Raw genomic sequence first — 23892 nt, forward strand, 5'->3', positions numbered from 1 at the left:
CTGCGATGGCCCGGGCCTGGTAGCGTGCTTACTGCACGAATGCGCCGACGGTGAAGTACGGGCCGCTGTCGCGCTGTTCCAGGAAGCCGAACACGCCGCCGGTGAACATCAGCTTGCCGGTCGGCGCCGAACCCGCGGGCGCCTCGCGCCGCGACGTACGGACCACGCCCGGCACTTGCTGCGAGTAGTCCAGCCGGTAGGGAATCGCCAGCGACGCATCGGATGGCCGGAACGGATCCATCATGGTGGCGGCGGCGCCGACCAGCGCGGTCACGCGGTAGTTGAAGTTGCTGTCGACGCCGACGTATTCGCCGTTGACCGCGCCTTCGGTGACCGCCACCGCCGGCGCCATCATGCCGATGCCGATCTCGTCATCGGCACCAAGCGGGCCGTTGGCGAGCGAGTCATTGGCATAGCCCACGCGGATCATGACCGGCACCAGCTGGCCGCGCAGCTTGCCCACGATCAGGTAGGCCTTGCCCAGCGTGCTGCCCAGCGTGGGCGGCTGGCTCTCGGCCTTGTAGTTGGTCGACAGCAGCGCGCCGTTGGCCTGCGGCACGAAGTTGTTGCCCTTGCGCTCGCACGTGTTGGTGGCGTTGTCGCAGACGGTGAATGAACCATTCGCAGCCAGCGCCATGCGGTAGTCCTGCGCCACCGTCTTGAACTGCTTGGACGGCACCTCGTGGAAGCCCGTGCCGTTGTATTGCCCGGCGATCTTCGACAGGTCGGTCTCGGTCTGCGCGAAGCCGATGAACTGGAAATACGGGAAGGTGGTATCCGGCACCGCGCCGGCGCCCAGCACGCCGTTGAACTGGATGCGCGCGCCGGGGATGGTGCCGCCCATCACGCCCTCGCCGACGAAGAGCTTGGCGGGACGGTTCGGATCGAGGCTGGCCCCGCTCAGCTCGAACGCGCACTGGTTCAGCTTCTCGGTCGGCAACCCCGTCTCTGCCTTCAGCGCGCCGCGCATCACGTTCTGGCCGTTGGTGGGGTCGCTGCGCGTGGGCTGCACGGTTCCGGTCTGGCGCGGCACGGAAGAATCGAGGAAGGTCACCTGCCAGGTCTTCCTGGTGGTGTCGATCTGCACCTTCACCAACTCGCCGGAGCCGGTGCCGCCGGTGAAGGTCGTGGAGTAGTCGAGCGATGCCGGGCACAGCCGCGTTTGCACCGCGGCCGGCGTGGACGGCGCGTCATCGCCGCCGCCGCCGCCGCAAGCGGCGAGCATGGCAGTGGCGGCCACGGCCAGCGCACGCGCCGGCACCGTGGATGGGCGCGAGGCCCGCGGCAGGATCATTCGATGGGGTTGCATGGTGTGGTCTCCTCGGTCTTGTGTCTTCTTGGTGGACTCAGGGTGCTGCCAGCACGCCGACGCGGAAGGTCGGGCTGGCGCCGCCGGTGCCGGACAGGTGGCTGAACACGCGCCCGCTGGCGATCAGCGCACCGCTGGTGCCGCTGTTGTCGGTGGTGGCAATCATGCCCGGCGCGTTCTGCGTGAAGTCGAGCTGGAAGGCGCCGGTCTGGTTCATCGTCATCGGGTCCAGCAGCTCCACGCGAGCGCCCTTGACCAGCGAGGCGGTGTAGACAAAATCGCTGCCCGAGCCGATATACCCGCCGTCGAGCTGGCCGCTGGCCAGCGACTTCGCCGGCGCCATCAGTGCGAGCCCCGACTCGTCGTCGACATTGACCGTCAGCGGCAGCAGCGAGATCTGCGCGTAGCCGGTGCGCACCAGCAGTGGCACCAGCGCGCCGTTGAGCTTGCCCACCACCATCAGGCCCTTGGCGCGGCTGGCGTTGTTGTTGGTGATGGCCGCACTCTGGAACGAAGGGTAACGGCGGCTGCCATCAGCATTGCTGCTTTCAAAGGCACCGTCGGCGCTGCGCAGCTTCCAGCTGTTGCCAGTGCTGAGGCAGCTGCCGGCCACGACGGTGCAGCTGCCGTCGGCGTTGAGCGTCTCGGTGGTCTGCGCGGTCGCAGGCGTGAAGTGGCTCGACGAAGTCAGCGAGCCGCCGGACGGCACCTGGTGGTAGCCCAGCAGGTTGTAGCTGCCGGCCACCCTGGTGAAATCGGTCTCGGTCTGTGCGAATGCCAGTACCGGGTAGAACGGGAACGTGGTGGCGGGGATCGCGCCCAGCCCGAGCACGCCCGGATAGGAGATGGTGGCACCCGGGATGCCGCCGCCGGCAACGCCGTTGCCCAGGAAGATCACCGGCGGCCTGGTGCTGTCGATATTGGCCTGCGAGGTGCCGTCAGACGCCGTCGCTGTCTGCAGCGCGACTGCGCAGCGGTTCTGCTCGGCGGTTGGCAGCGAGGTCATGTTGGCAAAGGTGCCGGTAAAGGTCACGCCCGCGCGCGTCGGGCTTACGCTGCCGGGTTGCTTGGGCACCGGCGACTCGATGATCTCCAGCTGGTAGGTGCGCGCCGCGGTGTCGAAGCGCAGCTTGACCAGTTCGCCCGCGCCGGAGCCGCCGGTGAAGGTGGTGCTGTAGTCCAGTGCCGCCGGGCACAACGACCCCGGCGGGCCGCCGATGGTGACCGGTCCCTGCGTGGGGCATGTGCCCGTGTTCGCGCATTGCGGCGGTGCCTGCGTGCTGGCGCGCGGCGCCTCTTCGTCGCCGCCGCCACCGCAGCCGGCCAGCGCCGCGGCAAGGCTCACCCCTGTCAAAACCAAAGTGCTGCGTCGAAGCATCGACATGGTCATTGCCTGTCTCCTGATTTTTTCTGGCGACCCCTGGTTCTGGATCTGGTGTCCGGCTCTGCGGCCGGATCCCTCCCGGGTGCGGCGACTCTCGCCGCTCGCGTGTTTTTGCGTCAATAGAGCGGCCGTTCCAAACAGGCGCGCCTGGCGTGCATGCCGCATGTGGCGGTGGATTGCGGGTGTTGCACGGACTGCGCGGCGAAGCGGCGCGGCCACCGATTCAAACGCACGGTGCGCGCCGCTTTGCCACATTTCAGAAGCGATAGTCAGGATTGGCGGGATCGAATGCCGAGGCCTCGAAGGTCTTGCGCACCAGCTTGTCGAACACGATCTTCTCGACCATGTTGCCGTCGGCATCCCAGGCGGTTTCCACGCGGATATAGGGATGCTTCAGGTCCAGCATCAGCTGCACCTTCTTGGCGTAGTACTGCGGCGCGCCGGCCGGCAGGTCCCAGGTCAGCGCCACCATGCGCACGCCCTGCTCCTGCACGATCTCGGCCTTGCTGTATTTCTCGGGCAGGCCGGCAGCGCGCAGGGACTTCGCGTCGCGCTCCAGCATCGACAGCACGAACTGGAAGCCCAGGTCGCGCACGGTGTGGTTGGACTGCGAACGCGCCAGCGTGCCTTCCAGTCCGATCCACATCGAGGTGAAGCCCAGCACGCCGCCCAGGTGGCCGTACATCTCGTCCTTGCGGCGGGTTTCGTCATAGATGATTTCCTGGCCCGACTGCGCGCCGCCGGGCAACCACTTGGCATAGAGCTGGCGCGGCTGATGGCGGTAGCGGATCTGCATCTTCGCGGGCTGGTCTTGCCACTGGTTGTTGAGCCGTTCCTGGCGCGACATCCAGTACTCGTACTCGGGATAGCGGTTCATCTCGGCGCGGGCCCATTTCAGCAGCGCATCCGGCTGCAGCGCCTGGAACACGGCCAGCACCTGCTCATCGGACAACCGCGCGAGTTCGCCGCTGGCGACCTGGCGCGAGAACAGTGCGGCTTGCTGTGCGGATGTCTGGCCGTCATAGCCCGTGCCCGCGGCGGCGGTGGTGGTGGCCGTCTGGGCCATGGCCACGGGGGGTATGGCCAGTGGCGCAGCCAGCAGTCCGATGACGGCACCGGCGACGGCGGCAAGGTAAAGCGGTTGGATCGACATGGCAGCTTCCTCCTCAAGATGTCCGCCAGGAGGCGGAGCGCGGGCAGCGCAGGGCGAACGGGGCCACCGCCGCGCCCGCGGGAATTCCGACCGGGCGCACGGGGTCCGCGGGGCCTGTGCGTGGCCTCGCTGAATGGATCGACGGTTCAGTTTTTGCGTGAGCGCGGTGGCGCCGGCCCGGCGGTAACCGGGCGCGGCGCGCGCCGCTATGTCCTGGTGCGCATTCGCATCCAGTCATCCAGCGGGTTGCTGGGGAAGCTCACGGTTTGCTCGCGCGCGCGGACCGGCATGCTGGTCACGGCTGAGCGTTTGGTGCCCTCATTGCGCACGGTGCGTGCGCTGATGCGGGCCTTGCCGAGGGCGGCGGCGGTTTGGCTGGCTGCATCGTCCATGGTTGCCGCCATCGCGGCGCAACTGGCACTCAGTTCATCGGCAGACTGCGCCGCGGCCAGCCTGCTGGCGCGCTGCTCGGCCTGCTGCTGCTCGCCGAGCTCGAATACCGACTGCAGGGCCGAGAAGTCGTCCGCACTGGGTTGCGCCACGTTCAGCACGGCTTCCACCATGGCAGTGAGCTGCGCCAGCACGTGCGCATCGCTCATCTGCCGGCCCTGCGTGAACACCGGCAGCAGGCTGGTGAGCTCTTCGCCGGCCAGCACGCCGGCCAGCGCCTTGAGCGCAAACTGCAGGCGCCAGCCGAGCTCATGCCGCGGCAGCCCCGGAATGGCGCGCGAGAAGGCGTCGAAGAAGCGCCCGTACACCGGGGCGTAGTGCTCCAGCAGGTATTGCTGGATAAAGGGCGAGGTGTCCGAATACACGCGCCCGAGCAGCCGCAGGAACGATGGCCCGCCTACCGACGGGTCGCGTGCCATCTGCAGCGCGGGCACGAACAGCGCACCCATCACGTGCTCGCAGCGGATGCTGTTGCCGGGCCAGCGCGCTTCGCACGCATCGAGCAGCGCCAGGCGCCGCGCGTTGAGCGGATCCAGCCGCCGGCTCAGTACCGCGTGCATCATGATGTCTTTGCTGCGGAAGTGGTAGTTCACGGCGGCCAGGTTGACGATGGCGCGCGACGTGACTTGCCTGAGCGAGGTGGCTTCATAGCCGACCTCGGTAAACAACTTTTCCGTGGCGTCGAGAATCCGGGCCTTGGTGTCTCCAGCCGAGCTTTTGCCGGTCTTCATGGGGGCGTCTCTCTTCGTTGCTGCCGTAAACCCCTTAGCAATTTGCTACGCTGTTCCGCTCCCTGCTCTGACGGCATACGGATGCTTGAAACAGCTGTACGAAGCCTATCCACCGCTTCGAGCGTTTCACAAGACCTGAATTGGAGTGGGCATTCTAATTGCGCCACTGGTGTGGGGAATCGCACAACAATGTCGCCCGCCGCCTGCATGGAGCAGGCATGCCGGATGCCTGCAATGCAGGACATTGCAGGCTTGCGCGGCCAATACCTCATGACGTGAGGCTCCGTGCCAGCGCGTCCGCATTCTGCGCCGTCAGCGCGAACACTGACAATTGGGGGTTGGCCCCCACGCTGGTCGGAAACACCGAACCGTCGAACACCGACAGGTTGGCCAGCTGGTGGTGGTTGCCATGGCTGTCCACCACGCCGCCGCGCGCATCGTCGCTCATGCCGCAGCCGCCCATCAGGTGCGCGGTGAACAGCGCGGTGCGGAACGGCTTGAGCGGCAGTTGCGCGATGGCGTCGCGCGCCTCGGGCCAGCTGCGGTACTCGGCGGCATCCAGGTGGGCGGGCCGCACGCGCTCCGCACCGGCGGCAAACTGCGCCTGCGCCATGCTCAGCCACGCACGCCGCACGCCGTCCCAGGCGTAGTCGCTCATTTCATAGTCCAGCAGCGGGCTGCCGTCGGCCGCCAGCCGCACGCGCCCGCCCGTGCTCTCTGGCACAAAGCCGTCGCGCAGCAGTGCCAGCATGGCGTTGGTATGGGGCAGTTGCGCCATGTCGCGGCGCAGCGCCTCGCCCACGCCGTTGACCACGCCCGCGCTGATGCCGGGGAACAAGGGCGGCACCTCCAGCTTGTAGCCCATCGGCCCGGTCGCGCCATCCTTCCACTGGAAGTGGTCGGAAGCGATCGACTGCGGTGCGCCATAATAGGGATCAATTCGCTCCGGCATTTTGGCGATGCTGATATTCACCGGATGGATAAACGTGCGCAATCCCAGCCGCTCATGCGGGTCCGGCATGCGCGAGCGCAGCAGCAGCGCCGGCGTGTTGATGGCGCCGCCGGCGGCGATGAAGTGCCTGGCCCGCACGATCACGCCGATGCCGGTGGGCGTGTAGCCATCGGCGCCCAGCGCCTCGCCCGTGACCGACTGCACGCGCTTGCCGTCATGGTCCAGCGTGCGCACGCGAACGCGGTGCACCAGCGTCGCACCGCTGGCCAGTGCCGCGGGGATGGTCGATACCAGCATCGACTGCTTGGCATTGACCGGGCAGCCCAGCCCGCAATAGCCGGAGTTCCAGCAGCCCTTCACATTGCGCGGGATCACATGCCATTCCCAGCCCAGCGTCTCGCAGCCGCGCTTGAGCACATCGTTGTTGGGATTGGGCGCCATCGCCCAGGGCGCGATGCCCAGGCGCTCTTCCACTTTCCTGAACCACGGCGCCATGTCGGCCTCGCTGTGGCCGGTGACGGCATGATGCGTGGCCCAGTGCGCCAGCGTCTGCGGCGGCGTGCGGAAGCTCGATGACCAGTTGACCGTGGTGCTGCCGCCGACGGAGCGGCCCTGCAGGATGGCGATGGCGCCGTCGGCCGTGGTGCGGGCCGCGGCCTCCTGGTACAGCTCGCGATAGGCGCGATTCTCGTCCATGTCGCGGAAGCTGTCCGAGGTGCGCAGCGCCCCCTCTTCCAGCAGCACCACGCGCAGGCCCGCGCGGCTGAGCGCCTCGGCGCTGATGCCGCCGCCCGCGCCGCTGCCGACGATGACGACGTCGGCATCCAGCGTGCGCGTGGTGGTTAAGGTTGCAGCGTCCAGTACCTTCCAGCCGGCGGCGATGCCGGCATCGTAGAGATTGTCGATGGCCATGTCGGGGATCAGGCGTGCAGCGCCTTGTAGACGGCCGCGTTGGGGCCGGGATAGCCGCTGCCAGCCCACGCGGCCGGCAACACGTAGTAGCTCACGCTGGTGAGCTTGACCAGCACCACCGCGCCGGCATTGAGCGTGGCCAGGCGGCTGGCGCGCCAGCGCGCCAGGAAGGCCTGCACCTGCGTGGGCGTGGCCGCGCTCCAGTCCTGGCGGATACCGGTCAGCGCCCAGCGCAGCGGCATGCTGGCAAGCAGGCCGAACAGCTTGCGCAACTCGGCTTGCGCGCCCGCGCCCATCGCGGCGCAGGTTGCGTCGATATTGCGCAGCGCGTCCTGCTCAAGGGTCGCGCGCCGCTGCGGCGGGGATTCGGCCAGTTCGGTGACGATGGCCGGCAGCAGCGCGCGGAACATCGCCACGTCTTCCGGGCGCAGCCAGGTCATGCCGGCCTGCGGCGCGGGATGGGCCGACGAGCAGCCGGCCAGCGACGGCACCAGCGCGGTACAGGCCAGCGCGGCCGAGAAGCCGAGGCCGACTTTCAGGAAGCCGCGCCGCGTCAGCGCGTGCAGCGCCTCGGCATCGGCATCCGCACGGCGGTGTGGATGATTGGGGGGCATGTTGTCTCCTTGCGTCGGTCTCTTGTATTCAGGCGGGGCAGGCCCGCATTGACGCTACCCGGAGTTTGGATAAAGATCGGTGCCCGGTCTTGATCCCGCACGACAGGTGATTTGATGCCACGCGCCAACCAGCCCGACGGCGGTGCCAGTGGTGCGCCAGCGGGCACCGCATCGGGCACCGTCTCGCTTGCCTACCTCCGCGCCGTGCTCGACCACGGCGCGCGCCAGGGCATTGCCCCGGCCGAACAGCTGCGCGCCGTCGGCGTGCCGCCCGAGCTGCTGCACGCCACCGGTGCGCAGACCGCCACGCGCATTCCCGGCGCGGCCTACCTGGCGCTGCTCGACTGGCTGGAGCAGGTCACCGGCGATCCCGATGTCGGCCTGCGCGCCGGCGCCGCCTTCGCGCCGCGCCACTATGCCGAGATGGGCTACGTGGTGCTGACCACGCCCACCGTGCGCGACGCCATCCTGCAAGGCATCCGCTATGAGGTGCTGGCCAACGATATCGGCGGCACCCGCCTGATTGAAACGCCGCATGCCGCCTGCATGACCTGGGAAGCCCGGCATGGCCCGCTGTCGCGCCATGCGCATGAGCTGCACATGGCAACCTGGGTGGTGTTCGCGCGCTGGCTGATCGGTGAGCAGCACGTGGCCACGCAGGTGGAATTCCCGCATCCCGCGCCCGCCGATACCCGGCTGCATGCCGAGGTGTTCGGCTGCCCCGTGGTCTTCAACGCCGCGCGCCATGCCATGCATATCGAACGGGCCTTGCTGGACCTGCCATCGCTGCAGGCCGACGCGGGCATGCAGGCGCAGATGACGCGCATCGCCGATACCCAGCTGCAGCAGATCGTGCCGGCCGGGGCCGACGCATTGGCGCAGGCGCGTGCCTATATCAGCGGGCGGCTGCCGCAGGGCGAACTGCCGATTGCCGACGTGGCAGCGCACTTAGGCATGCCCGTGCGCACCCTGCAGCGGCGGCTGCAGGCGCAGGGCATCAGTTATTCACAGCTTGTGGATAACGTGCGGCGCGCGCTGGCGCAGCAGTATCTTGCCGATCCCGGCATCAGCCTGGCGCAGTGCGCGATGCGGCTCGGCTATTCCGAGCAGAGTGCCTTCACCCACGCCTTCAAGCGCTGGACCGGTGAAACGCCGCACGGCTGGCGGCGCAAGGGACAAGCGGCCTAGCGCCCCCAATGTTGCGGCCACGCCTTCGTGATCCGCGAAGCCTGAAAAAAATCTCCCGGTTTCAAACGCACGACCGAATTCCACAGCGCAAGCGCCTGCGGGGTGGCATCGCCTTGTTTCATGTGCGCCAAACGCCGCTGGAAATCCCCAAAAATTAGAACCATCCTTCAACTCACGGCATTGACCACCTGCCCGGCGCTTCCTACGATGACATCCATCAATGTCACAATAAACACTGTAATAACGGTGAGGAGCGCCCATGAATGCACCCGCGGAGCTGCCGCAGCAGGCATCCCCTGCCCTTGAGCACACAGACATTGCCATCATCGGCAGTGGCTTTGCCGGCCTCGGCATGGCGATACGACTGCGCGAGCGCGGCGAGCGCAACTTTCTGATCTTCGAGAAGGCCGGCTCCGTCGGCGGCACCTGGCGCGACAACCATTACCCGGGCTGCGCCTGCGATGTGCAGTCGCACCTGTATTCCTTTTCCTTCGCGCCGAACCCGGACTGGTCGCGCATGTTCTCGACCCAGCCGGAGATCCGCGCCTACCTGGAAGGCTGCACCGACCGCTTCGGCCTGCGCCCGCACCTGCGCCTGCACCATGAACTGCGCCACGCCGCCTGGGACGAAGCCGCGCAGGTGTGGCGCCTGGAGATGGCCGACGGCAAGGTGGTCCGGGCGCGCGTGCTGGTCTCCGGCATGGGCGGGCTGAGCCGGCCTTCCTACCCCAATATCCCCGGTCTGGACTCGTTCGAGGGCGAGTGCTTCCACTCGCAGCACTGGAACCACGCCTATGCGCTCGCCGGCAAGCGCGTGGCCGTAATCGGCACCGGCGCCAGCGCGATCCAGTTCGTGCCGCAGATCGCGCCGCAGGTGGCGCAGCTGGACCTGTACCAGCGCACCCCGCCGTGGATCATGCCCAAGCCGGACCGCGAGGTCAGCGCGACCGAGCGCTGGCTGTTCCGCCGCCTGCCGTTCACGCAGACGCTGGTGCGCACCGGCATCTACTGGATGCTGGAATCGCGCGTGCTGGGCTTTGTGCTGCATCCGAAGATCATGAAGGTGGTGGAGCGCGTCGCACGCGGCCATCTGGCCAGGCAGGTGCGCGACCCCGCCTTGCGCGCAACGCTGACGCCGGACTACACCATCGGCTGCAAGCGCGTGCTGATCTCCAACGACTACTACCCGGCACTGACGCGCGACAACGTGGACGTTGTCACCACCGGCATCGCCCGTGTGGAGCGCGACGCGGTGGTGCTGCGCGACGGCACGCGCCGGCCCGCGGACTGCATCATCCTGGGCACCGGCTTCCATGCCACCGACCCGATGCCGCGCGGCGTGATCTCCGGCCTTGACGGCGTGGACCTGGTCGATGCCTGGCGCGACGGCGCGCAGGCCTACCTGGGCACCACCGTGGTGGGCTTCCCCAACCTGTTCTTCGTGGTCGGCCCCAATACCGGCCTGGGCCACAGCTCGATGGTGTTCATGATCGAGTCGCAGGTGGCCTACATCGTCGACGCCCTGCAGCAGATGCGCCGCGAAGGCGTGCAGGCGGTGGACGTGCGCGAGCCGGTGCAGCGCCGCTTCAACGAACGGCTGCAGGCGCGGCTGGGCCATGCGATCTGGTCCGCCGGTGGCTGCGCCAGCTGGTACATCGACCCGCGCAGCGGCCGCAACACCACGCTGTGGCCGGGCTTCACCTGGCAGTTCCGCCGCGCCACGGCCAGCTTTCGCATGACCGACTACGACCTGTACCCGGTGCGGCGCGCATTGCCGGACGAGACCGCAATGCAGCCCGGGTCGGCCGATATCGCCACGGTCGCCGGTGCCTGACGTACACGCATTCCCCCCGACTCACACCCAAAAGAACGACATCACCGGAAGGAGACCGGACATGAAGGACTTCCGCAACAAGGTTGCCGCGATCACCGGCGCCGGCTCGGGCATCGGCCGCGCGCTAGCGATGGCGCTGGCACGGCAGGGCTGCCACCTGGCGCTATCAGACCGTAACGAGGCCGGGCTGGCGCAGACGGTGGCCCAGGCCATGGCCGCCGCACCGCAGGCCCGCATCACGCAGCACACCGTGGATGTGGCCGACCGCGCCGCGGTCTACGCGTGGGCCGCCGCGGCCGCCGAGGCCCACGGCCGCATCAACCTGATCTTCAACAACGCCGGCGTGGCGCTGTCCAGCACCGTCGAGGGCATGAGCTACGACGACCTGGAATGGATCATGGGCATCAACTTCTGGGGCGTGGTGTACGGCACCAAGGCCTTCCTGCCGTACCTGAAGGCCAGCGGCGACGGCCACGTGGTCAATACGTCGAGCATCTTCGGCATCTTCGCCCAGCCCGGCATGGGCGCCTACAACGCCAGCAAGTACGCGGTGCGCGGCTTCACCGAATCGCTGCGGCAGGAGCTGGACCTGATGGACTGCGGCGTGTCGGCCACCACCGTGCACCCGGGCGGCATCAAGACCAATATCGCCCAGGCCAGCCGCGTGTCATCCAGCGTCAACGGCTTCCTGGTGCGCGACGCGCAGCACGGCAAGGATGAATTCGAGAAATTCTTCATCACCTCGCCCGACAAGGCCGCGCGCGTGATCCTGGAAGGCGTGCGCCGCAATCGCCGGCGCGTGCTGATCGGACCGGACGCCTATGCCGCCGATGCCATGGCGCGGCTGCTGCCGGCGGCCTACCAGTCGCTGGTGGTGCGCGAGACGCGCCGCAAGCGCGATCTGGGCCCGGTTGCGGCACCGGCCTCGGTCGGCCAGGGAGAGCGCCCGTGAACCGGCTCGCGATCGAACAGGATGCTGCGTTGCTGGCGCCACCGGGGGCGCTCACGCGCTGGTTCGGGCAAGGCCGCGTAGGGCTATTCAGCCTGTCGCGCGCCACGCTGGCGCGGCGCCATGCGCTGCCGGCCTCGCGCTGGGTGCGCGTGCTCGATGCGATGGTGCACTACACCGATGAAGGCCCCGCCGACGGCGAGACCCTGGTGCTGATCCACGGCTTCGGCGCTTCGCTGCATACATGGCAAGGGATCGTGCCGGCGCTCGCGCAGCGCTATCGCGTGCTGCGGCTGGACATCGCCCCGTTCGGGCTGACCGGGCCGCTGCGCGATGCGCGCGGCCGCATCGAAACCATGGACGTGCACCGCTACCGCGATTTCATCGATGCCTTCCTGGCTGCGGTGAACGTGCGCCGCGCCAGCATCATCGGCAACTCGCTGGGCGGGCTGATCGCGTGGGACCTGGCGGTGCGCCGGCCCGATGCGGTCGACAAGCTGGTGCTGATAGATGCCGCCGGCTTCCCGATGCGGCTGCCGATCTATATCGACCTGTTCCGCCATACGCCGGTGCGCTGGTCGGCGCCGTGGATGCTGCCGGAGTTCATCATCCGCGCCGCCACGCGCGACGTCTATGGCGATGCCTCGCGCGTGCCGGAGTCCACCTTCCGCCGCTACGTCGACTTCTTCTACGCCGAAGGCAGCCGCGAGGCCGTCGGCAAGATGGTGCCCAAGCTCGACTTTGCCCAGCTTGACACCCACCTGCTCGGCAGCGTGCGCGCGCCCACGCTGGTGCTGTGGGGCGAGCGCGACCGCTGGATCCCGCCCGCTCACGCGCAGGCCTTTGCCGAGCGCATCCCCGGCGCGCAGCTGCGCCGCTACGCGGGGCTTGGCCATGTGCCGATGGAAGAAGACCCGCAACGCGTGGCCGCAGACCTGCTGCCGTTCCTGGCAGCCCAATGAATTCCCACCGGCGCAACACGCGCCGGCCCTCACCCAAGGAGACCGCCATGATGCCAGTCCGCCGCGACGTGCATCCCCACCTGCCGCCAGAGCGCATCAGCGACTGGCACGAACGGGGCCGTCACATCACCCATTTCATCAACGCGCTGTCGATCTTCTTCCCCGCCGGGGAGCGCTTCTTCATGGACAGCGTGCGCAACTACCGCGACCAGGTGAAAGACCCCGAACTGAGCCGCGCCATCGCCGGCTTTATCGGCCAGGAAGCGATGCACACGCGCGAGCACATCCTCTACAACCGGCTGATGGAAGACGCCGGCCTGCCCGCCGCGGCGCTGGACCGCACGGTGTGGAAACTGCTGGACCTGCTGCGCAAGATCCTGCCCAAGTCCTGGCAGCTGGCCCACACCATCGCGCTGGAGCACTACACCGCGATGCTGGCCGGCGGCCTGCTGCAGGATCCGCGCCACATGGGCGCGGCCTCTGAGACCGGCTACCGGCAGGTGTGGACCTGGCACGCGCTGGAAGAAACCGAGCACAAGGCCGTGGCCTACGATGTCTGGAACACGGTGATGAAGCCCGGCCCCTACCGCTACTTCCTGCGCACCTTCACCATGCTGACCACCACCGTGACGTTCTGGGCCATGGTGTTCGTGTTCCACATCGCGCTGGTGATGGGCGACAAGGGCTGCCGCAACAAGCTGACCGGGTTTGGTGGCGTGCTGCGCTTCCTGTGGGCCTCGCCCGCCGTGCTGCCCAAGATGATCCCGGAATGGCTCAGCTACTTCCGCCCGGGCTTCCATCCGTGGGACGACGACAACCGCGCCGAGCTGGCACGCATCGCCCCGCTGGTCGAAGAGATCGAAGACACCGCGCGCGCCGCCGGCGTCTCTACCCGTGCGCCCTCGCTGCGGGGGGCCGCATGACCATCTGGCAGTGCCGTATCTGTGGATTCGTTTACGAGGAAGCGCTCGGCATGCCCGAGCACGGGATCGCGCCCGGCACACCGTGGGGCGCGGTCCCGCTGGAGTGGAGCTGCCCGGACTGCGGCATGGCGAAAGCGGATTTCGACATGGTAGCGCTATAGGCGGGCGGTGGCCAATGAGGGGTGATGGCTGTCAGCACCCCGATCCATCAAACAAAAAGCCCGGCATCACTGCCGGGCTTTTCGCTTACCGCAACTTGCAACAGCTTCAGCTCTTGGCCACCACTGCCGCCTTGCCCTTGCCGAGCATGCGGTTGATCTGCCATTGCTGCGCAATCGACAGAATGTTGTTCACCACCCAGTACAGCACCAGGCCGGCCGGGAAGAAGAAGAACATCACCGAGAACACCAGCGGCATGATCATCATGACCTTGGCTTGCACGGGGTCCGGCGGGGTCGGGTTCAGCTTGGTCTGCACGAACATCGACACGGCCATCACGATCGGCAGGATGTAGAACGGATCCGGCACTGACAGGTCATGGATCCAGCCCAGCCACGGCGCGCCGCGCATTTCCACCGACGACAGCAGCACCCAGTACAGCGCAATGAACACCGGGATCTGGATCACGATGGGCAGGCAGCCGCCGAGCGGGTTGACCTTCTCGGTCTTGTACAGCCCCATCATCTCCTGGTTCATCTTCTGCGGGTCGTTCTTGTAACGCTCGCGGATCGACGTCATGCGCGGCTGCAGGTCCTTCATCTTGCCCATGGACTTGTAGCTTGCCGCCGACAGCGGGAAGAACACCAGCTTGATCAGCACCGTCAGCGCGATGATCGACCAGCCCCAGTTGCCCAGGAAGCCATGCAGCTTCTCCAGCAGCCAGAACAGCGGCTTGGCCAGGATGGTCAGCCAGCCATAGTCCTTCACCAGCTCCAGGCCCGGGGCGATCTTCTCGAGCATGTGCTCTTCCTGCGGGCCGGCGAACAGGCGTGCATCGGTGGTCACCGTGGCGCCCGGGGCCAGTTCACCCAGCGGCTGCTGGACGCCCACGCGGTACAGGTTCGGGTCGATCTGCTGGACGTAGAAGCTGTGCTCCTTGCCGGTCTGCGGGATCCAGGCCGAGGCAAAGTAGTGCTGCACCATCGCCACCCAGCCATTGTTGGCGGCGGCCGGCACGCTGGCCTTGCCCTTGGCCACATCTTCAAAGCTGATCTTGTGGTACTTGTCGGCGTCGGTGTAGATGGCCGGGCCGGTGAAGGTGCTGTAGAACTGCGACTGCTCGACCTTGCTGCCGTCGCGCGCCAGTTCCAGGTACAGCGTCGGCGAGACCGGCGCGGCACCCGCGTTGGTCACCGCGAACTTGGTGTCGACCACATAGGTGCCCTTGTGGAACACATAGGTCTTGACCAGCTTCACGCCGTTCTTCTCAGCGGTCAGCGCCACTTCCAGCTGCTCGGCGCCGTCCAGCGTGCGCGGGCCCGGGGCGGCGGTGAACACCGTGGTGTGGTTGGGCAGGTCGCCGCCGATCAGGCCCGAGCGTGCCATGTAGGTGCGCACGTTGTCGCGCTCGAACAGCACCACCGGCTTGCCGTCCTTCTCATGCTCCTTGAGCAGCTCCAGGCGCGACACGATGCCGCCGGCGGTGTCGATCTCGGCGCGCACCGTGTCGGTGGTTACCACGATCTTCTCGCCGGCGGGCTGGGCCGCGGCCTGCGGCGCGGCCGGGGCAGCGGTACCCGCTGCGCCTGGCGCCACGTTGGCCTTGGGCACGTCGCCCTGGGCGACAGCGCCGCTGGCGGCGGGCGCCGAAGCGGCCTGTTGCGTCGTGCTCGGGAAGAACATCGACGCATGGCCTTGGGAGCGCTGCCAGTTGTCGTAGAGCAGCACGAGGGCCATCGAGAAGATGACCCAGAGGATGGTGCGTTTGATATCCATGTCTGGCTGTGGTCGGAGAAATCAGGGTCTGGGCAGACGGATCGCAACAGGCGCATGGCCTGCGGCGGCATGGACGGAACGGCCCGCGTGGGTGTCCGGCCTGGCAGTGTCGTCAGCTTGCGTGCCCGGCACGGGATCATACCCGCCTTGGGCGAAAGGATGGCAGCGGCACAGCCGGCAGGCGGCCATCCAGCTGCCGCGCGCGGCGCCGTAATGGATGACGGCGTCGCGGGCGTAGTCGGAACAGGTCGGCAGGAAGCGGCACTGCGAGCCCAGGTAAGGACTCAGGGCGATCTTGTAGATACGCAGCAGGGCTAGCAGGATTCGCTTCATGGCAGGCGGTTCAGGCCGGAAGGCCTGGTGGCTGGCTTTGCGAGGGGCTCGCCGGTGGCGCCGCGGGTGGCGGTGCCGAGGGCGAGGCAGGCGGTGCGGGTGGCGGCAGCGGCTTGGCCGCTACGTCGAGCAGGCTGGCGATTTCCGCCGCGCATGCCCTTCGGACCGCCGCGCGCGTCGCAAATTCCGCGCGCGGAAACTTGGCTTGCAGGCGCAGCAGCACGTCGCGCCCCGCCAGGTGCTCACGGCGCTGGCGAAACAGCTCGCGCGCCATGCGCTTCACCAGGTTGCGCTCAGCCGCGCGCGGCGCGAACTTCTTGCCGACCACCACGCCAAGCCGGCCTTCCGGACGGTCATTGGCGCGCACGTAGAGCACGAAATGCGGGCTGCGCCGCCGGGGCCGCAAAGCAAAAACGGATGAAAACTCATCCGTCTTTGTTAGCCTCGCGGCTTTGGGGAAGGCATGGGCTGACACGCTGGGTGACACTGGTGAGCGCTGGCGAATACTACTGCTGGCGCAAAAGCGGCGCCCTGCGGCAAGCGGCCGGCCGACCTGAAGCCGAGGCGGTGGGCATTGACGGCTGCGCGGCACGGCTGCGGTACGCTGCAGCCGGCGCCGGGCGCGCCGTCAGGCCGGTCGCCCGGGCCTCAGATGGCCAGGCGCTTGCGGCCCTTGGCGCGGCGTGCGTTGATGACGGCACGGCCGCCGCGGGTCTTCATGCGCACGCGGAAACCGTGGGTACGCTTGCGGCGGGTAACGGAAGGTTGGTAGGTACGTTTCATGTTGCACTCTCTGGTTGATCTTGGCTCGCCCGACTCCGGCCGGTGCCGGGGTGCCGTGGCCGCCGCGTATGGTTCGCATGGGGCTGCCGCAAGCAAGAAACTGCCGCGGCGTATCCGACGATTCTGGTTCTGTCTTTGCTGCCGGCCGAATGGCGCGCGCTGCAGGCGGGGTGGCCTGTGGGCGCGGACGGCACGAACAGGCCAGACCCGGCGATGCGCATACGTGATCCCCTGCCGCATCGCAGAACCCGCCATTTAAACGATTTTCTCCGGCGCTGTCAAGGCACAAGTCTGTGTGCAAGGGCACAATTGCCACAGCGCCCAATGGCCCGTGGTGCGCCATTGTCCACAACAGGCGGTGGGTAACTGCATGTGTCCCGAGGGACACCTCTACCGCAGTCATCCACAGGCGAAGTCCCTGTTTTGCCTGAAATTTTGCCCGTTTCCGCACCCCGGAAAGCCGCATCACAGCAAGGGTTGTGCACACAAATCCACTGCATTTGCACAAGTTGTCCACAGACTTATCCTTTGTGGATAACTCAGGGGCGGGGGTACAATCCGGGTCCAAACACAACACGGGCTGCGTGGCGCAGGCGCAACCCGGGCTCCCACCGCGGCAACGCATGACTGAACGCACGCCAGTGCAGCGAACCTGAAGGTTCGTTGGCGGCTGCATTGGCATGCTGCGGAGGCCTCACCGAACGGAACTGATTCCTAATACGGTAAGGATGGCCCGGATCGCGCGGCGTAGATGCTGCTTGTGGCGTGCCGGGGGAACCGCTTAATTGCGGCCGGGTACGATTACCAAAAAACAAACAATGCAAGATTTCTGGCAGGCGGCAGCAGCGCAATTAGAGCGCGAGCTGACGCCGCAACAGTTCAAAACGTGGATCAAGCCGCTGGCGCCCGTTGCGTTCGATGAAGAAACGCACGCGCTGCGCATTGCCGCGCCCAACCGTTTCAAGCTGGACTGGGTCAAGAGCCAGTTTTCGGGGCGCATCACCGCACTTGCCTGCGAGTACTGGGAAGCGCAGGTCAGCGTCCAGTTCGTGCTGGATCCCGCCGCGTCGGGCCGTGCCGCTGCCTATATGCAGCCGGCCCAGCCCGGCATGGGCCCGGGCGGCATGGACGGCCACGCAGCACCGGGTACGGGCATGGCCGGCTATCCCGGTGCCCAGCCGATGGGCGGCCAGGCCCCGTTTGCCATGCCCGGCCAGCCTGGCTATGGCGAGTACCCCACCCCAGCCGCGTACGGCATGGGCCAGCCGCAGTACGGCAATCCGGTCGGCATGCCCTCCGCAGCCCCGGTCCCGGCCGGCGCGCGTGCGCAGGCCCCAGGCATGGGCGGCCAGCACCCCGGCCAGCATCACCCGCAGCACGGCGCCGACATGGGCGAGATCGACGTGGTCCACATGGACCCCGCCGAGGCCAGCGCCCGCTCCTACCGCGTGCAGCCGCAGCAACCCCAGCAGCCGCACCCGTCCCATCAGCCCCACCAGCAGATGGGCGGCGCCACGCCGATGCCCGGCCACCAGCCCAGCGACACGGTGCATGAGCGCTCGCGCCTGAACCCGATCCTGACCTTTGACAACTTCGTCACTGGTAAAGCCAACCAGCTGGCTCGTGCCGCGGCCATCCAGGTGGCCAACAACCCGGGCAAGTCGTACAACCCGCTGTATCTCTATGGCGGCGTGGGCCTGGGCAAGACTCACCTGATCCACGCCATCGGCAACTACATGCTGCTGGAGAACCCGCGCGCGCGCATCCGCTACATCCACGCCGAGCAGTACGTCTCTGACGTGGTCAAGGCGTACCAGCGCAAGGCGTTCGACGAGTTCAAACGCTACTACCACTCGCTGGACCTGCTGCTGATCGACGATATCCAGTTCTTCTCCGGCAAGAACCGCACGCAGGAAGAGTTCTTCTATGCCTTCGAGGCCCTGATTGCCAACCGGGCGCAGGTGATCATCACCAGCGATACCTACCCCAAGGAAATCAGCGGCATCGACGACCGCCTGATCTCGCGCTTTGACTCGGGCCTGACCGTGGCCATCGAGCCGCCCGAGCTGGAAATGCGCGTGGCCATCCTGATGAAGAAGGCCGCCGCGGAAAGCGTCAACGTGCCCGAAGAGGTTGCCTTCTTCGTCGCCAAGCACCTGCGCTCAAACGTGCGCGAGCTGGAAGGTGCGCTGCGCAAGATCCTGGCGTTCAGCAACTTCCACGGCAAGGACATCACCATCGAGGTGACGCGCGAAGCGCTCAAGGACCTGCTGACCGTGCAGAACCGCCAGATCTCTGTGGAGAACATCCAGAAGACCTGCGCGGATTTCTACAACATCAAGGTCGCTGACATGTACTCGAAAAAGCGGCCTGCCAATATTGCACGGCCGCGCCAGATTGCGATGTACCTGGCCAAGGAGCTGACGCAGAAGAGCCTGCCCGAAATCGGCGAGCTCTTTGGCGGCCGCGACCACACCACCGTGCTGCACGCCGTGCGCAAGATCGCCGACGAACGCAGCAAGGACGCGCAGCTGAACCACGAGTTGCACGTGCTGGAGCAAACGCTCAAGGGCTGATGCATGGCCGATGCCCAGGGTACCCCCGGGAAGGCGTTTTGAAGGGTCGGCCCCTCGGGGCTGGCATACTGTAGGGTGCGCGCCACGGACATCCCGTGGCGCCTGGGGAATTAACGTCAGCGTCGCCGGGGCAAGTGTCCGGAAAATGGCCACTGATAAGGCTTTGCGGTGAGTCGGGACGGGATGGCAAGTGCGGTTTGCGCCAGCGTGGCTTTTTGTGCACAGCTGGCCCGCCGGCCGGTCCCGCCCCGCTTCACCGCAGCGGCTTATCCTTGGTACAATGGCATATTAACTCCTTGATTCCTAAGTGAATTTGGAGTTGTTTGCGTTCTGCGGTCGCCGATTACAAACGACGAAGGATAAATTCAATGCAATTGGTCAAAACCTCGCGAGACAACCTGCTGCGTCCGCTGCAAATCGTGAGCGGCATCGTGGAGCGCCGCCACACCCTCCCGATCCTGGCCAATCTGCTGATTCGCAAGTCCGGGTCCAACGTTTCCTTCCTCTCGACCGACATCGAGATCCAGATCACCACGCACGCCGAATGCGGCGTTGGCAGCGACAGCGTTGCTACCACCGTGGCCGCGCGCAAGCTGCTGGACATCCTGCGCGCCATGCCTGACGGCGACGTGGCCCTGTCGCTCAACGACAAGCGCATGACCGTGCAATCCGGCAAGAGCCGCTTCGCACTGCAGACGCTGGCCGCAGAGGAATTCCCGACCGTTGCCGAAGCCAGCGAATTCAACGCCAGCGTCAGCCTGCCGCAGAAGACCTTCAAGCACCTGCTGGCGATGGTCCACTTCGCCATGGCGCAGCAGGACATCCGCTACTACCTGAACGGCATGCTGCTGGTGGTCGAAGGCAAGAAGGTCATGGCAGTCGCCACCGACGGCCACCGCCTGGCCTACTGCGGCGTTGAGCTGCAAACCGAAGCCGTCGGCGTGGGCGCGCGCCAGGAAGTCATCATCCCGCGCAAGACCATCCTGGAACTGCAGCGCCTGCTGGAAGACAACGACGATCCGGTGCAGGTGCAACTGGCCGCCAACCAGGTCAAGTTCACGTTTGCCAATATCGAACTGATCTCCAAGCTGGTTGAAGGCAAGTTCCCCGACTTCCAGCGCGTGATTCCCAAGGGCTACAAGAACGCCTTCGCCATCGACCGCGTGCGGCTGCAGCAGGCGCTGCAACGCACCGCGATCCTGACGACCGACAAATTCAAGGGCGTGCGCTGCATCCTCGACACGCACATGCTCAAGATCAGCTCCACCAACGCCGACCAGGAAGAGGCGCAGGAAGAGCTGGAACTCGATTACTCGGGCGACGCGCTCGATATCGGCTTCAACGTGACCTACCTGCTTGACGTGCTTGCCAACCTGAAGAGCGAGCAGGTGCAGGTCAGCCTCGGCGACTCGAATTCGAGTGCGCTGATTACCGTGCCGGAAGACGACAACTTCAAGTACGTCGTCATGCCGATGCGCATCTGATGATCCGGTAACAGGACCAGGCCAGACAAGAACCGGAGCAGCAAACGGCACGCAACGACACCTGGCCCAGGCCGGGACGTCCTGGGGATGACCATCCCGCAGCGGGGGCAGGATCGAAACGACGATCCGCCCCTTTTGCCGTTTTTAGTAACCCGCCATGCGGACCCTTTCGCGCCCCGCCGCTATGCCGGCCCGGCCCGAATTCCGCCATTGCCGTGAGTAGAAAGACATGACCGAACAGCAGAACCCGCAGCAGGAAAACACCTACGGAGCCTCTTCGATCCAGATCCTGGAAGGCCTGGAGGCGGTACGCAAGCGCCCGGGCATGTATATCGGTGATACCTCCGACGGCACCGGCCTGCACCACCTTGTCTTCGAGGTGCTGGACAACTCCATTGACGAAGCGCTGGCCGGCTACTGCACCGAGATCCAGGTCACCATCCACAGCGACAACTCGATCTCCATCGTCGACAACGGCCGCGGCATCCCGCCCCTGGTCAAGTTCGACGACAAGCACGAACCCAAGCGCAGCGCGGCGGAAATCGCCATGACCGAGCTGCACGCCGGCGGCAAGTTCAACCAGAATAGCTACAAGGTCTCCGGCGGCCTGCACGGCGTGGGCGTGTCCTGCGTGAACGCCCTGTCCAAGTGGCTGCGCCTGACCGTGCGCCGCGACGGCCAGGTCCACCTGATCGAATTCGCCAAGGGCGACGTGCAGAACCGCATCGTCGAGACCGTGACCGGCCCCGACGGCCAGCCCGTTGAAGTCTCCCCGATGAAGATCATCGGCGCCACCGACAAGCGCGGCACCGAAGTCCACTTCCTGGCCGACGAAGAGATCTTCACCAACGTCGAGTTCCACTACGAGATCCTCTCCAAGCGCATCCGCGAGCTCTCGTTCCTGAACAACGGCGTGCACATCAAGCTGGTCGACCAGCGCACCGGCAAGGAAGAAGACTTTGCCTTCTCCGGCGGCGTGAAGGGTTTTGTCGAGTACATCAACCGCTCCAAGAGCGTGCTGCACCCCACCATCTTCTACGCCAACACCGAAAAAGACGGTATCGCCGTGGAAGTGGCCATGCAGTGGAACGACGGCTACAACGAGCAGGTGCTCTGCTTCACCAACAACATCCCGCAGCGGGATGGCGGCACCCACCTGACCGGCCTGCGCGCCGCGATGACCCGCGTCATCAACAAGTACATCGAAGAGAATGAAGTCGCCAAGAAAGCCAAGGTGGAAACCACCGGCGACGACATGCGCGAAGGCCTGTCCTGCGTGCTCTCGGTCAAGGTGCCCGAGCCCAAGTTCAGCTCGCAGACCAAGGACAAGCTGGTCTCTTCCGAAGTGCGCCTGCCCGTGGAAGAACTCGTCGGCAAGGCCCTGAGCGACTTCCTGCTGGAAACCCCGGGCGACGCCAAGATCATCTGCAGCAAAATCGTAGACGCCGCCCGCGCCCGCGAAGCCGCCCGCAAGGCCCGCGAAATGACCCGCCGCAAGGGCCTGATGGACGGCATGGGCCTGCCCGGCAAGCTGGCCGACTGCCAGGAAAAAGACCCCGCCCTGTCAGAACTCTTCCTGGTGGAGGGCGACTCCGCAGGCGGCTCCGCCAAGCAAGGCCGCGATCGTAAGTTCCAGGCCATCCTGCCCCTGAAGGGCAAGATCCTGAACGTAGAGCGCGCCCGCTTTGACAAGATGCTGTCCAGCCAGGAAGTGCTGACCCTGATCACCGCACTGGGCACCGGCATCGGCAAGGACGACTACAACCTGGACAAGCTGCGCTACCACCGCATCATCATCATGACCGATGCTGATGTGGACGGCTCGCACATCCGCACCCTGCTGCTGACATTCTTCTACCGCCAGATGCCCGACATCATCGAGCGCGGCTATGTCTATATCGCGCAGCCGCCGCTGTACAAGATCAAGCACGGCAAGGAAGAGCGGTATATCAAGGATGATGTCGAGCTCAATGCCTACCTGCTGAAGCTGGCCATGGAGAAGGCTGTGCTGGTGCGCCCGGATGGTACGGAGATCAATGGGGATGCGCTGACTGAGTTGGCGCGGCAGTATCAGCTGACTGAGGGGGTGATTTCTCGTCTGTCACGCGTGGTTGATACCGATGCCCTGCGTGCCATTGCTGATGGGGTGGCGTTGGATCTGGATAGCGCGGCTGCTGCTGAGGCGTCTGCTGTGGCGCTGAAGGCTAAGTTGGCTGAGATGCATGCCAAGACGTTGATTGGGGCTGCCGTGAATGACGACGGTACCGCTGACGTCTATGCGCAGTTTGATGAGAAGACGGATAAGCATCGGTTGATGATTGCGCGTCGTCATCATGGGAACGTGCGGTTGTCGCATCTGGATGCGGACTTCGTCCATGGTGCTGACTATGCTGCTCTCTCCAATGCGGCCAAGACTTTCCAGGGGCTGACTCCGGAAGGCACCAAGGTGCAGCGTGGCGAAGGCGAAAAGCTGCGTGATCAGACTGTCAATGACTTCCACGGGGCCATGCAATGGCTGCTGGCTGAGGCTGAGCGTGGGGTTTCTCGTCAGCGCTATAAGGGGCTGGGGGAGATGAATCCTGAGCAGTTGTTTGAGACGACGCTTGACGTTACCCAACGACGTCTGCTGAAGGTGCAGATTGAGGATGCTATTGCGGCGGATCAGATCTTTACCACCCTTATGGGGGATGAGGTGGAGCCGCGGCGGAACTTTATTGAGAGTAATGCCTTGGTGGCGCGGAATATTGACGTTTGATCTGTTGTTGTAGTGTGGGAAACCGGAATTAGCTGGACTACACGCGCTCTTGCTGGACTCGAAATCCGGAATTAGCTGGACTGCCGTGCGAGTCCAGCCGCCCCGGAGCCAGGATGTGACTGAGGACTCCTGAACGCCGTATTCAGCGGTCAAGGTTGGATAGGGATTCCGACACGTTTGTCGAGCTGCTGTAAGGGGGGAGAACCAGGACAGTTCTTAAGTGTTGGCCTTCGACATGCGCATAGCAGGAAGCCGTCCTATCGAAATGCAGCATCGGTCGAGAGTTTGATCCTCCTTCGGTCCACCAAAAACATGTTCTAGGCTCTCTAGGAAAGTCCAAAAACCCCACAAAATTAAGGCTTGTGGGGTTTTTTTTTCTTCTTGCGTCCAACTTCGTCCATTGACCTCCTAGAGGCATGAGGGGGCATTTTAGGGGGGCACTTCAGCCGCCCTTTTGCTGGTGCCCGCACGGAGATCGGAATGCCCTTGACCGATGTCGAAGTCCGCGGCGCGGGCCCGCGCGATAAGGCGTACCGACGGCATCGTGACGAAGAATACTTCTACCTGAAGATCAAGGCCGCCTTCCCCGGAATTCCTGGTGTAACCTTGTAACGGGCGAACACGGAATCATTTTGATGTGATCAGCATCCTTGTTTGATATAATG

At 65.8% G+C, this 23892-nt stretch carries 20 protein-coding genes; 10 read left to right on the plus strand and 10 right to left on the minus strand.

The features are described from left to right. Positions 1-28 precede the first annotated feature (28 nt). The 6 genes from AC1Q7H_RS22590 to AC1Q7H_RS22615 all read right to left on the minus strand — a co-directional run bounded on the left by AC1Q7H_RS22590 (position 29) and on the right by AC1Q7H_RS22615 (position 7505). Positions 29-1309, minus strand: coding sequence for a DUF2957 domain-containing protein (locus AC1Q7H_RS22590; RefSeq protein WP_492381727.1), 1281 nt, complete (start codon positions 1307-1309; stop codon positions 29-31). Positions 1310-1346: 37 nt separating this feature from the next. Further along, positions 1347-2699, minus strand: coding sequence for a DUF2957 domain-containing protein (locus tag AC1Q7H_RS22595; RefSeq protein WP_492381728.1), 1353 nt, complete (start codon positions 2697-2699; stop codon positions 1347-1349). A 250-nt stretch (positions 2700-2949) separates the two neighbouring features. After that, on the minus strand, positions 2950-3846 hold the full coding sequence (locus tag AC1Q7H_RS22600; RefSeq protein ID WP_492381729.1) for a DUF1571 domain-containing protein: 897 nt from the start codon (positions 3844-3846) through the stop codon (positions 2950-2952). Positions 3847-4052: 206 nt separating this feature from the next. Next, positions 4053-5027, minus strand: coding sequence for a TetR/AcrR family transcriptional regulator (locus tag AC1Q7H_RS22605; protein ID WP_013958482.1), 975 nt, complete (start codon positions 5025-5027; stop codon positions 4053-4055). Between the two features lie 268 nt (positions 5028-5295). Further along, complete coding sequence (locus AC1Q7H_RS22610) at positions 5296-6891, minus strand: GMC family oxidoreductase (RefSeq protein WP_492381730.1); 1596 nt, start codon at positions 6889-6891, stop codon at positions 5296-5298. 8 nt (positions 6892-6899) lie between these two features. Further along, on the minus strand, positions 6900-7505 hold the full coding sequence (locus AC1Q7H_RS22615) for a hypothetical protein (RefSeq protein WP_492381731.1): 606 nt from the start codon (positions 7503-7505) through the stop codon (positions 6900-6902). Between the two features lie 114 nt (positions 7506-7619). Between AC1Q7H_RS22615 and AC1Q7H_RS22620 the strand changes: the two genes are divergently transcribed. The 6 genes from AC1Q7H_RS22620 to AC1Q7H_RS22645 all read left to right on the plus strand — a co-directional run bounded on the left by AC1Q7H_RS22620 (position 7620) and on the right by AC1Q7H_RS22645 (position 13522). Next, positions 7620-8693: an AraC family transcriptional regulator gene (locus AC1Q7H_RS22620; RefSeq protein WP_211980477.1), complete on the plus strand. Its 1074-nt coding sequence runs from the start codon at positions 7620-7622 to the stop codon at positions 8691-8693. A 259-nt stretch (positions 8694-8952) separates the two neighbouring features. Then, a complete protein-coding gene (locus AC1Q7H_RS22625) occupies positions 8953-10527 on the plus strand; it encodes a flavin-containing monooxygenase (protein WP_492381732.1) in 1575 nt (524 codons plus the stop codon). Between the two features lie 61 nt (positions 10528-10588). Further along, complete coding sequence (locus AC1Q7H_RS22630; protein WP_211980479.1) at positions 10589-11479, plus strand: SDR family NAD(P)-dependent oxidoreductase; 891 nt, start codon at positions 10589-10591, stop codon at positions 11477-11479. Next, the gene (locus AC1Q7H_RS22635; protein WP_492381733.1) at positions 11476-12438 is read left to right on the plus strand and encodes an alpha/beta fold hydrolase; all 963 of its coding nucleotides are present in this window, start codon (positions 11476-11478) and stop codon (positions 12436-12438) included. Before AC1Q7H_RS22630 ends, AC1Q7H_RS22635 begins: the two co-directional genes overlap by 4 nt. Positions 12439-12485: 47 nt before the next feature. Beyond that, complete coding sequence (locus AC1Q7H_RS22640; protein WP_492381734.1) at positions 12486-13361, plus strand: metal-dependent hydrolase; 876 nt, start codon at positions 12486-12488, stop codon at positions 13359-13361. Beyond that, on the plus strand, positions 13358-13522 hold the full coding sequence (locus AC1Q7H_RS22645; protein ID WP_035817912.1) for a rubredoxin: 165 nt from the start codon (positions 13358-13360) through the stop codon (positions 13520-13522). Before AC1Q7H_RS22640 ends, AC1Q7H_RS22645 begins: the two co-directional genes overlap by 4 nt. A gap of 106 nt (positions 13523-13628) precedes the next feature. On the opposite strand, the gene yidC is transcribed toward AC1Q7H_RS22645, so the two are convergent. The 4 genes from yidC to rpmH form a co-directional block, all read right to left on the minus strand. Beyond that, positions 13629-15296: a membrane protein insertase YidC gene (gene yidC, locus AC1Q7H_RS22650; protein ID WP_492381735.1), complete on the minus strand. Its 1668-nt coding sequence runs from the start codon at positions 15294-15296 to the stop codon at positions 13629-13631. Positions 15297-15317: 21 nt separating this feature from the next. Next, positions 15318-15629 (minus strand): membrane protein insertion efficiency factor YidD, encoded by a 312-nt coding sequence (yidD, locus tag AC1Q7H_RS22655; RefSeq protein WP_013958492.1) that lies wholly within the window; start codon positions 15627-15629, stop codon positions 15318-15320. 10 nt (positions 15630-15639) lie between these two features. Then, a complete protein-coding gene (gene rnpA, locus AC1Q7H_RS22660; protein WP_085959671.1) occupies positions 15640-16104 on the minus strand; it encodes a ribonuclease P protein component in 465 nt (154 codons plus the stop codon). A gap of 173 nt (positions 16105-16277) precedes the next feature. Continuing rightward, positions 16278-16412 carry a 50S ribosomal protein L34 gene (gene rpmH, locus AC1Q7H_RS22665; protein ID WP_008650850.1) on the minus strand — a complete coding sequence of 45 codons (135 nt, stop codon included), beginning with the start codon at positions 16410-16412 and terminating at the stop codon, positions 16278-16280. Between the two features lie 818 nt (positions 16413-17230). On the opposite strand from rpmH, the gene dnaA reads away from it, so the two are divergent. From dnaA to AC1Q7H_RS22685, 4 genes are all read left to right on the plus strand, one after another. Next, a complete protein-coding gene (gene dnaA, locus AC1Q7H_RS22670; RefSeq protein ID WP_153955238.1) occupies positions 17231-18988 on the plus strand; it encodes a chromosomal replication initiator protein DnaA in 1758 nt (585 codons plus the stop codon). Between the two features lie 368 nt (positions 18989-19356). Continuing rightward, the gene (gene dnaN, locus AC1Q7H_RS22675) at positions 19357-20472 is read left to right on the plus strand and encodes a DNA polymerase III subunit beta (protein ID WP_492381736.1); all 1116 of its coding nucleotides are present in this window, start codon (positions 19357-19359) and stop codon (positions 20470-20472) included. Between the two features lie 229 nt (positions 20473-20701). Next, positions 20702-23227 carry a DNA topoisomerase (ATP-hydrolyzing) subunit B gene (gene gyrB / locus AC1Q7H_RS22680; RefSeq protein WP_035817900.1) on the plus strand — a complete coding sequence of 842 codons (2526 nt, stop codon included), beginning with the start codon at positions 20702-20704 and terminating at the stop codon, positions 23225-23227. 480 nt (positions 23228-23707) lie between these two features. Continuing rightward, on the plus strand, positions 23708-23839 hold the full coding sequence (locus AC1Q7H_RS22685; RefSeq protein WP_492381737.1) for a hypothetical protein: 132 nt from the start codon (positions 23708-23710) through the stop codon (positions 23837-23839). The last annotated feature ends 53 nt before the right edge of the window (positions 23840-23892 follow it).

The sequence above is a fragment of the Cupriavidus sp. GW823-FHT06D04 genome (genome assembly GCF_058795055.1).

Coding starts and splice junctions, on each gene's coding strand:
- AC1Q7H_RS22590 (WP_492381727.1), bottom strand. CDS start 1,309: ATGCAACCCCATCGAATGATCCTGCCGCGGGCCTCGCGCCCATCCACG.
- AC1Q7H_RS22595 (WP_492381728.1), bottom strand. CDS start 2,699: ATGACCATGTCGATGCTTCGACGCAGCACTTTGGTTTTGACAGGGGTG.
- AC1Q7H_RS22600 (WP_492381729.1), bottom strand. CDS start 3,846: ATGTCGATCCAACCGCTTTACCTTGCCGCCGTCGCCGGTGCCGTCATC.
- AC1Q7H_RS22605 (WP_013958482.1), bottom strand. CDS start 5,027: ATGAAGACCGGCAAAAGCTCGGCTGGAGACACCAAGGCCCGGATTCTC.
- AC1Q7H_RS22610 (WP_492381730.1), bottom strand. CDS start 6,891: ATGGCCATCGACAATCTCTACGATGCCGGCATCGCCGCCGGCTGGAAG.
- AC1Q7H_RS22615 (WP_492381731.1), bottom strand. CDS start 7,505: ATGCCCCCCAATCATCCACACCGCCGTGCGGATGCCGATGCCGAGGCG.
- AC1Q7H_RS22620 (WP_211980477.1), top strand. CDS start 7,620: ATGCCACGCGCCAACCAGCCCGACGGCGGTGCCAGTGGTGCGCCAGCG.
- AC1Q7H_RS22625 (WP_492381732.1), top strand. CDS start 8,953: ATGAATGCACCCGCGGAGCTGCCGCAGCAGGCATCCCCTGCCCTTGAG.
- AC1Q7H_RS22630 (WP_211980479.1), top strand. CDS start 10,589: ATGAAGGACTTCCGCAACAAGGTTGCCGCGATCACCGGCGCCGGCTCG.
- AC1Q7H_RS22640 (WP_492381734.1), top strand. CDS start 12,486: ATGATGCCAGTCCGCCGCGACGTGCATCCCCACCTGCCGCCAGAGCGC.
- AC1Q7H_RS22645 (WP_035817912.1), top strand. CDS start 13,358: ATGACCATCTGGCAGTGCCGTATCTGTGGATTCGTTTACGAGGAAGCG.
- yidC (WP_492381735.1), bottom strand. CDS start 15,296: ATGGATATCAAACGCACCATCCTCTGGGTCATCTTCTCGATGGCCCTC.
- yidD (WP_013958492.1), bottom strand. CDS start 15,629: ATGAAGCGAATCCTGCTAGCCCTGCTGCGTATCTACAAGATCGCCCTG.
- rpmH (WP_008650850.1), bottom strand. CDS start 16,412: ATGAAACGTACCTACCAACCTTCCGTTACCCGCCGCAAGCGTACCCAC.
- dnaA (WP_153955238.1), top strand. CDS start 17,231: ATGCAAGATTTCTGGCAGGCGGCAGCAGCGCAATTAGAGCGCGAGCTG.
- dnaN (WP_492381736.1), top strand. CDS start 19,357: ATGCAATTGGTCAAAACCTCGCGAGACAACCTGCTGCGTCCGCTGCAA.
- gyrB (WP_035817900.1), top strand. CDS start 20,702: ATGACCGAACAGCAGAACCCGCAGCAGGAAAACACCTACGGAGCCTCT.
- AC1Q7H_RS22685 (WP_492381737.1), top strand. CDS start 23,708: ATGCCCTTGACCGATGTCGAAGTCCGCGGCGCGGGCCCGCGCGATAAG.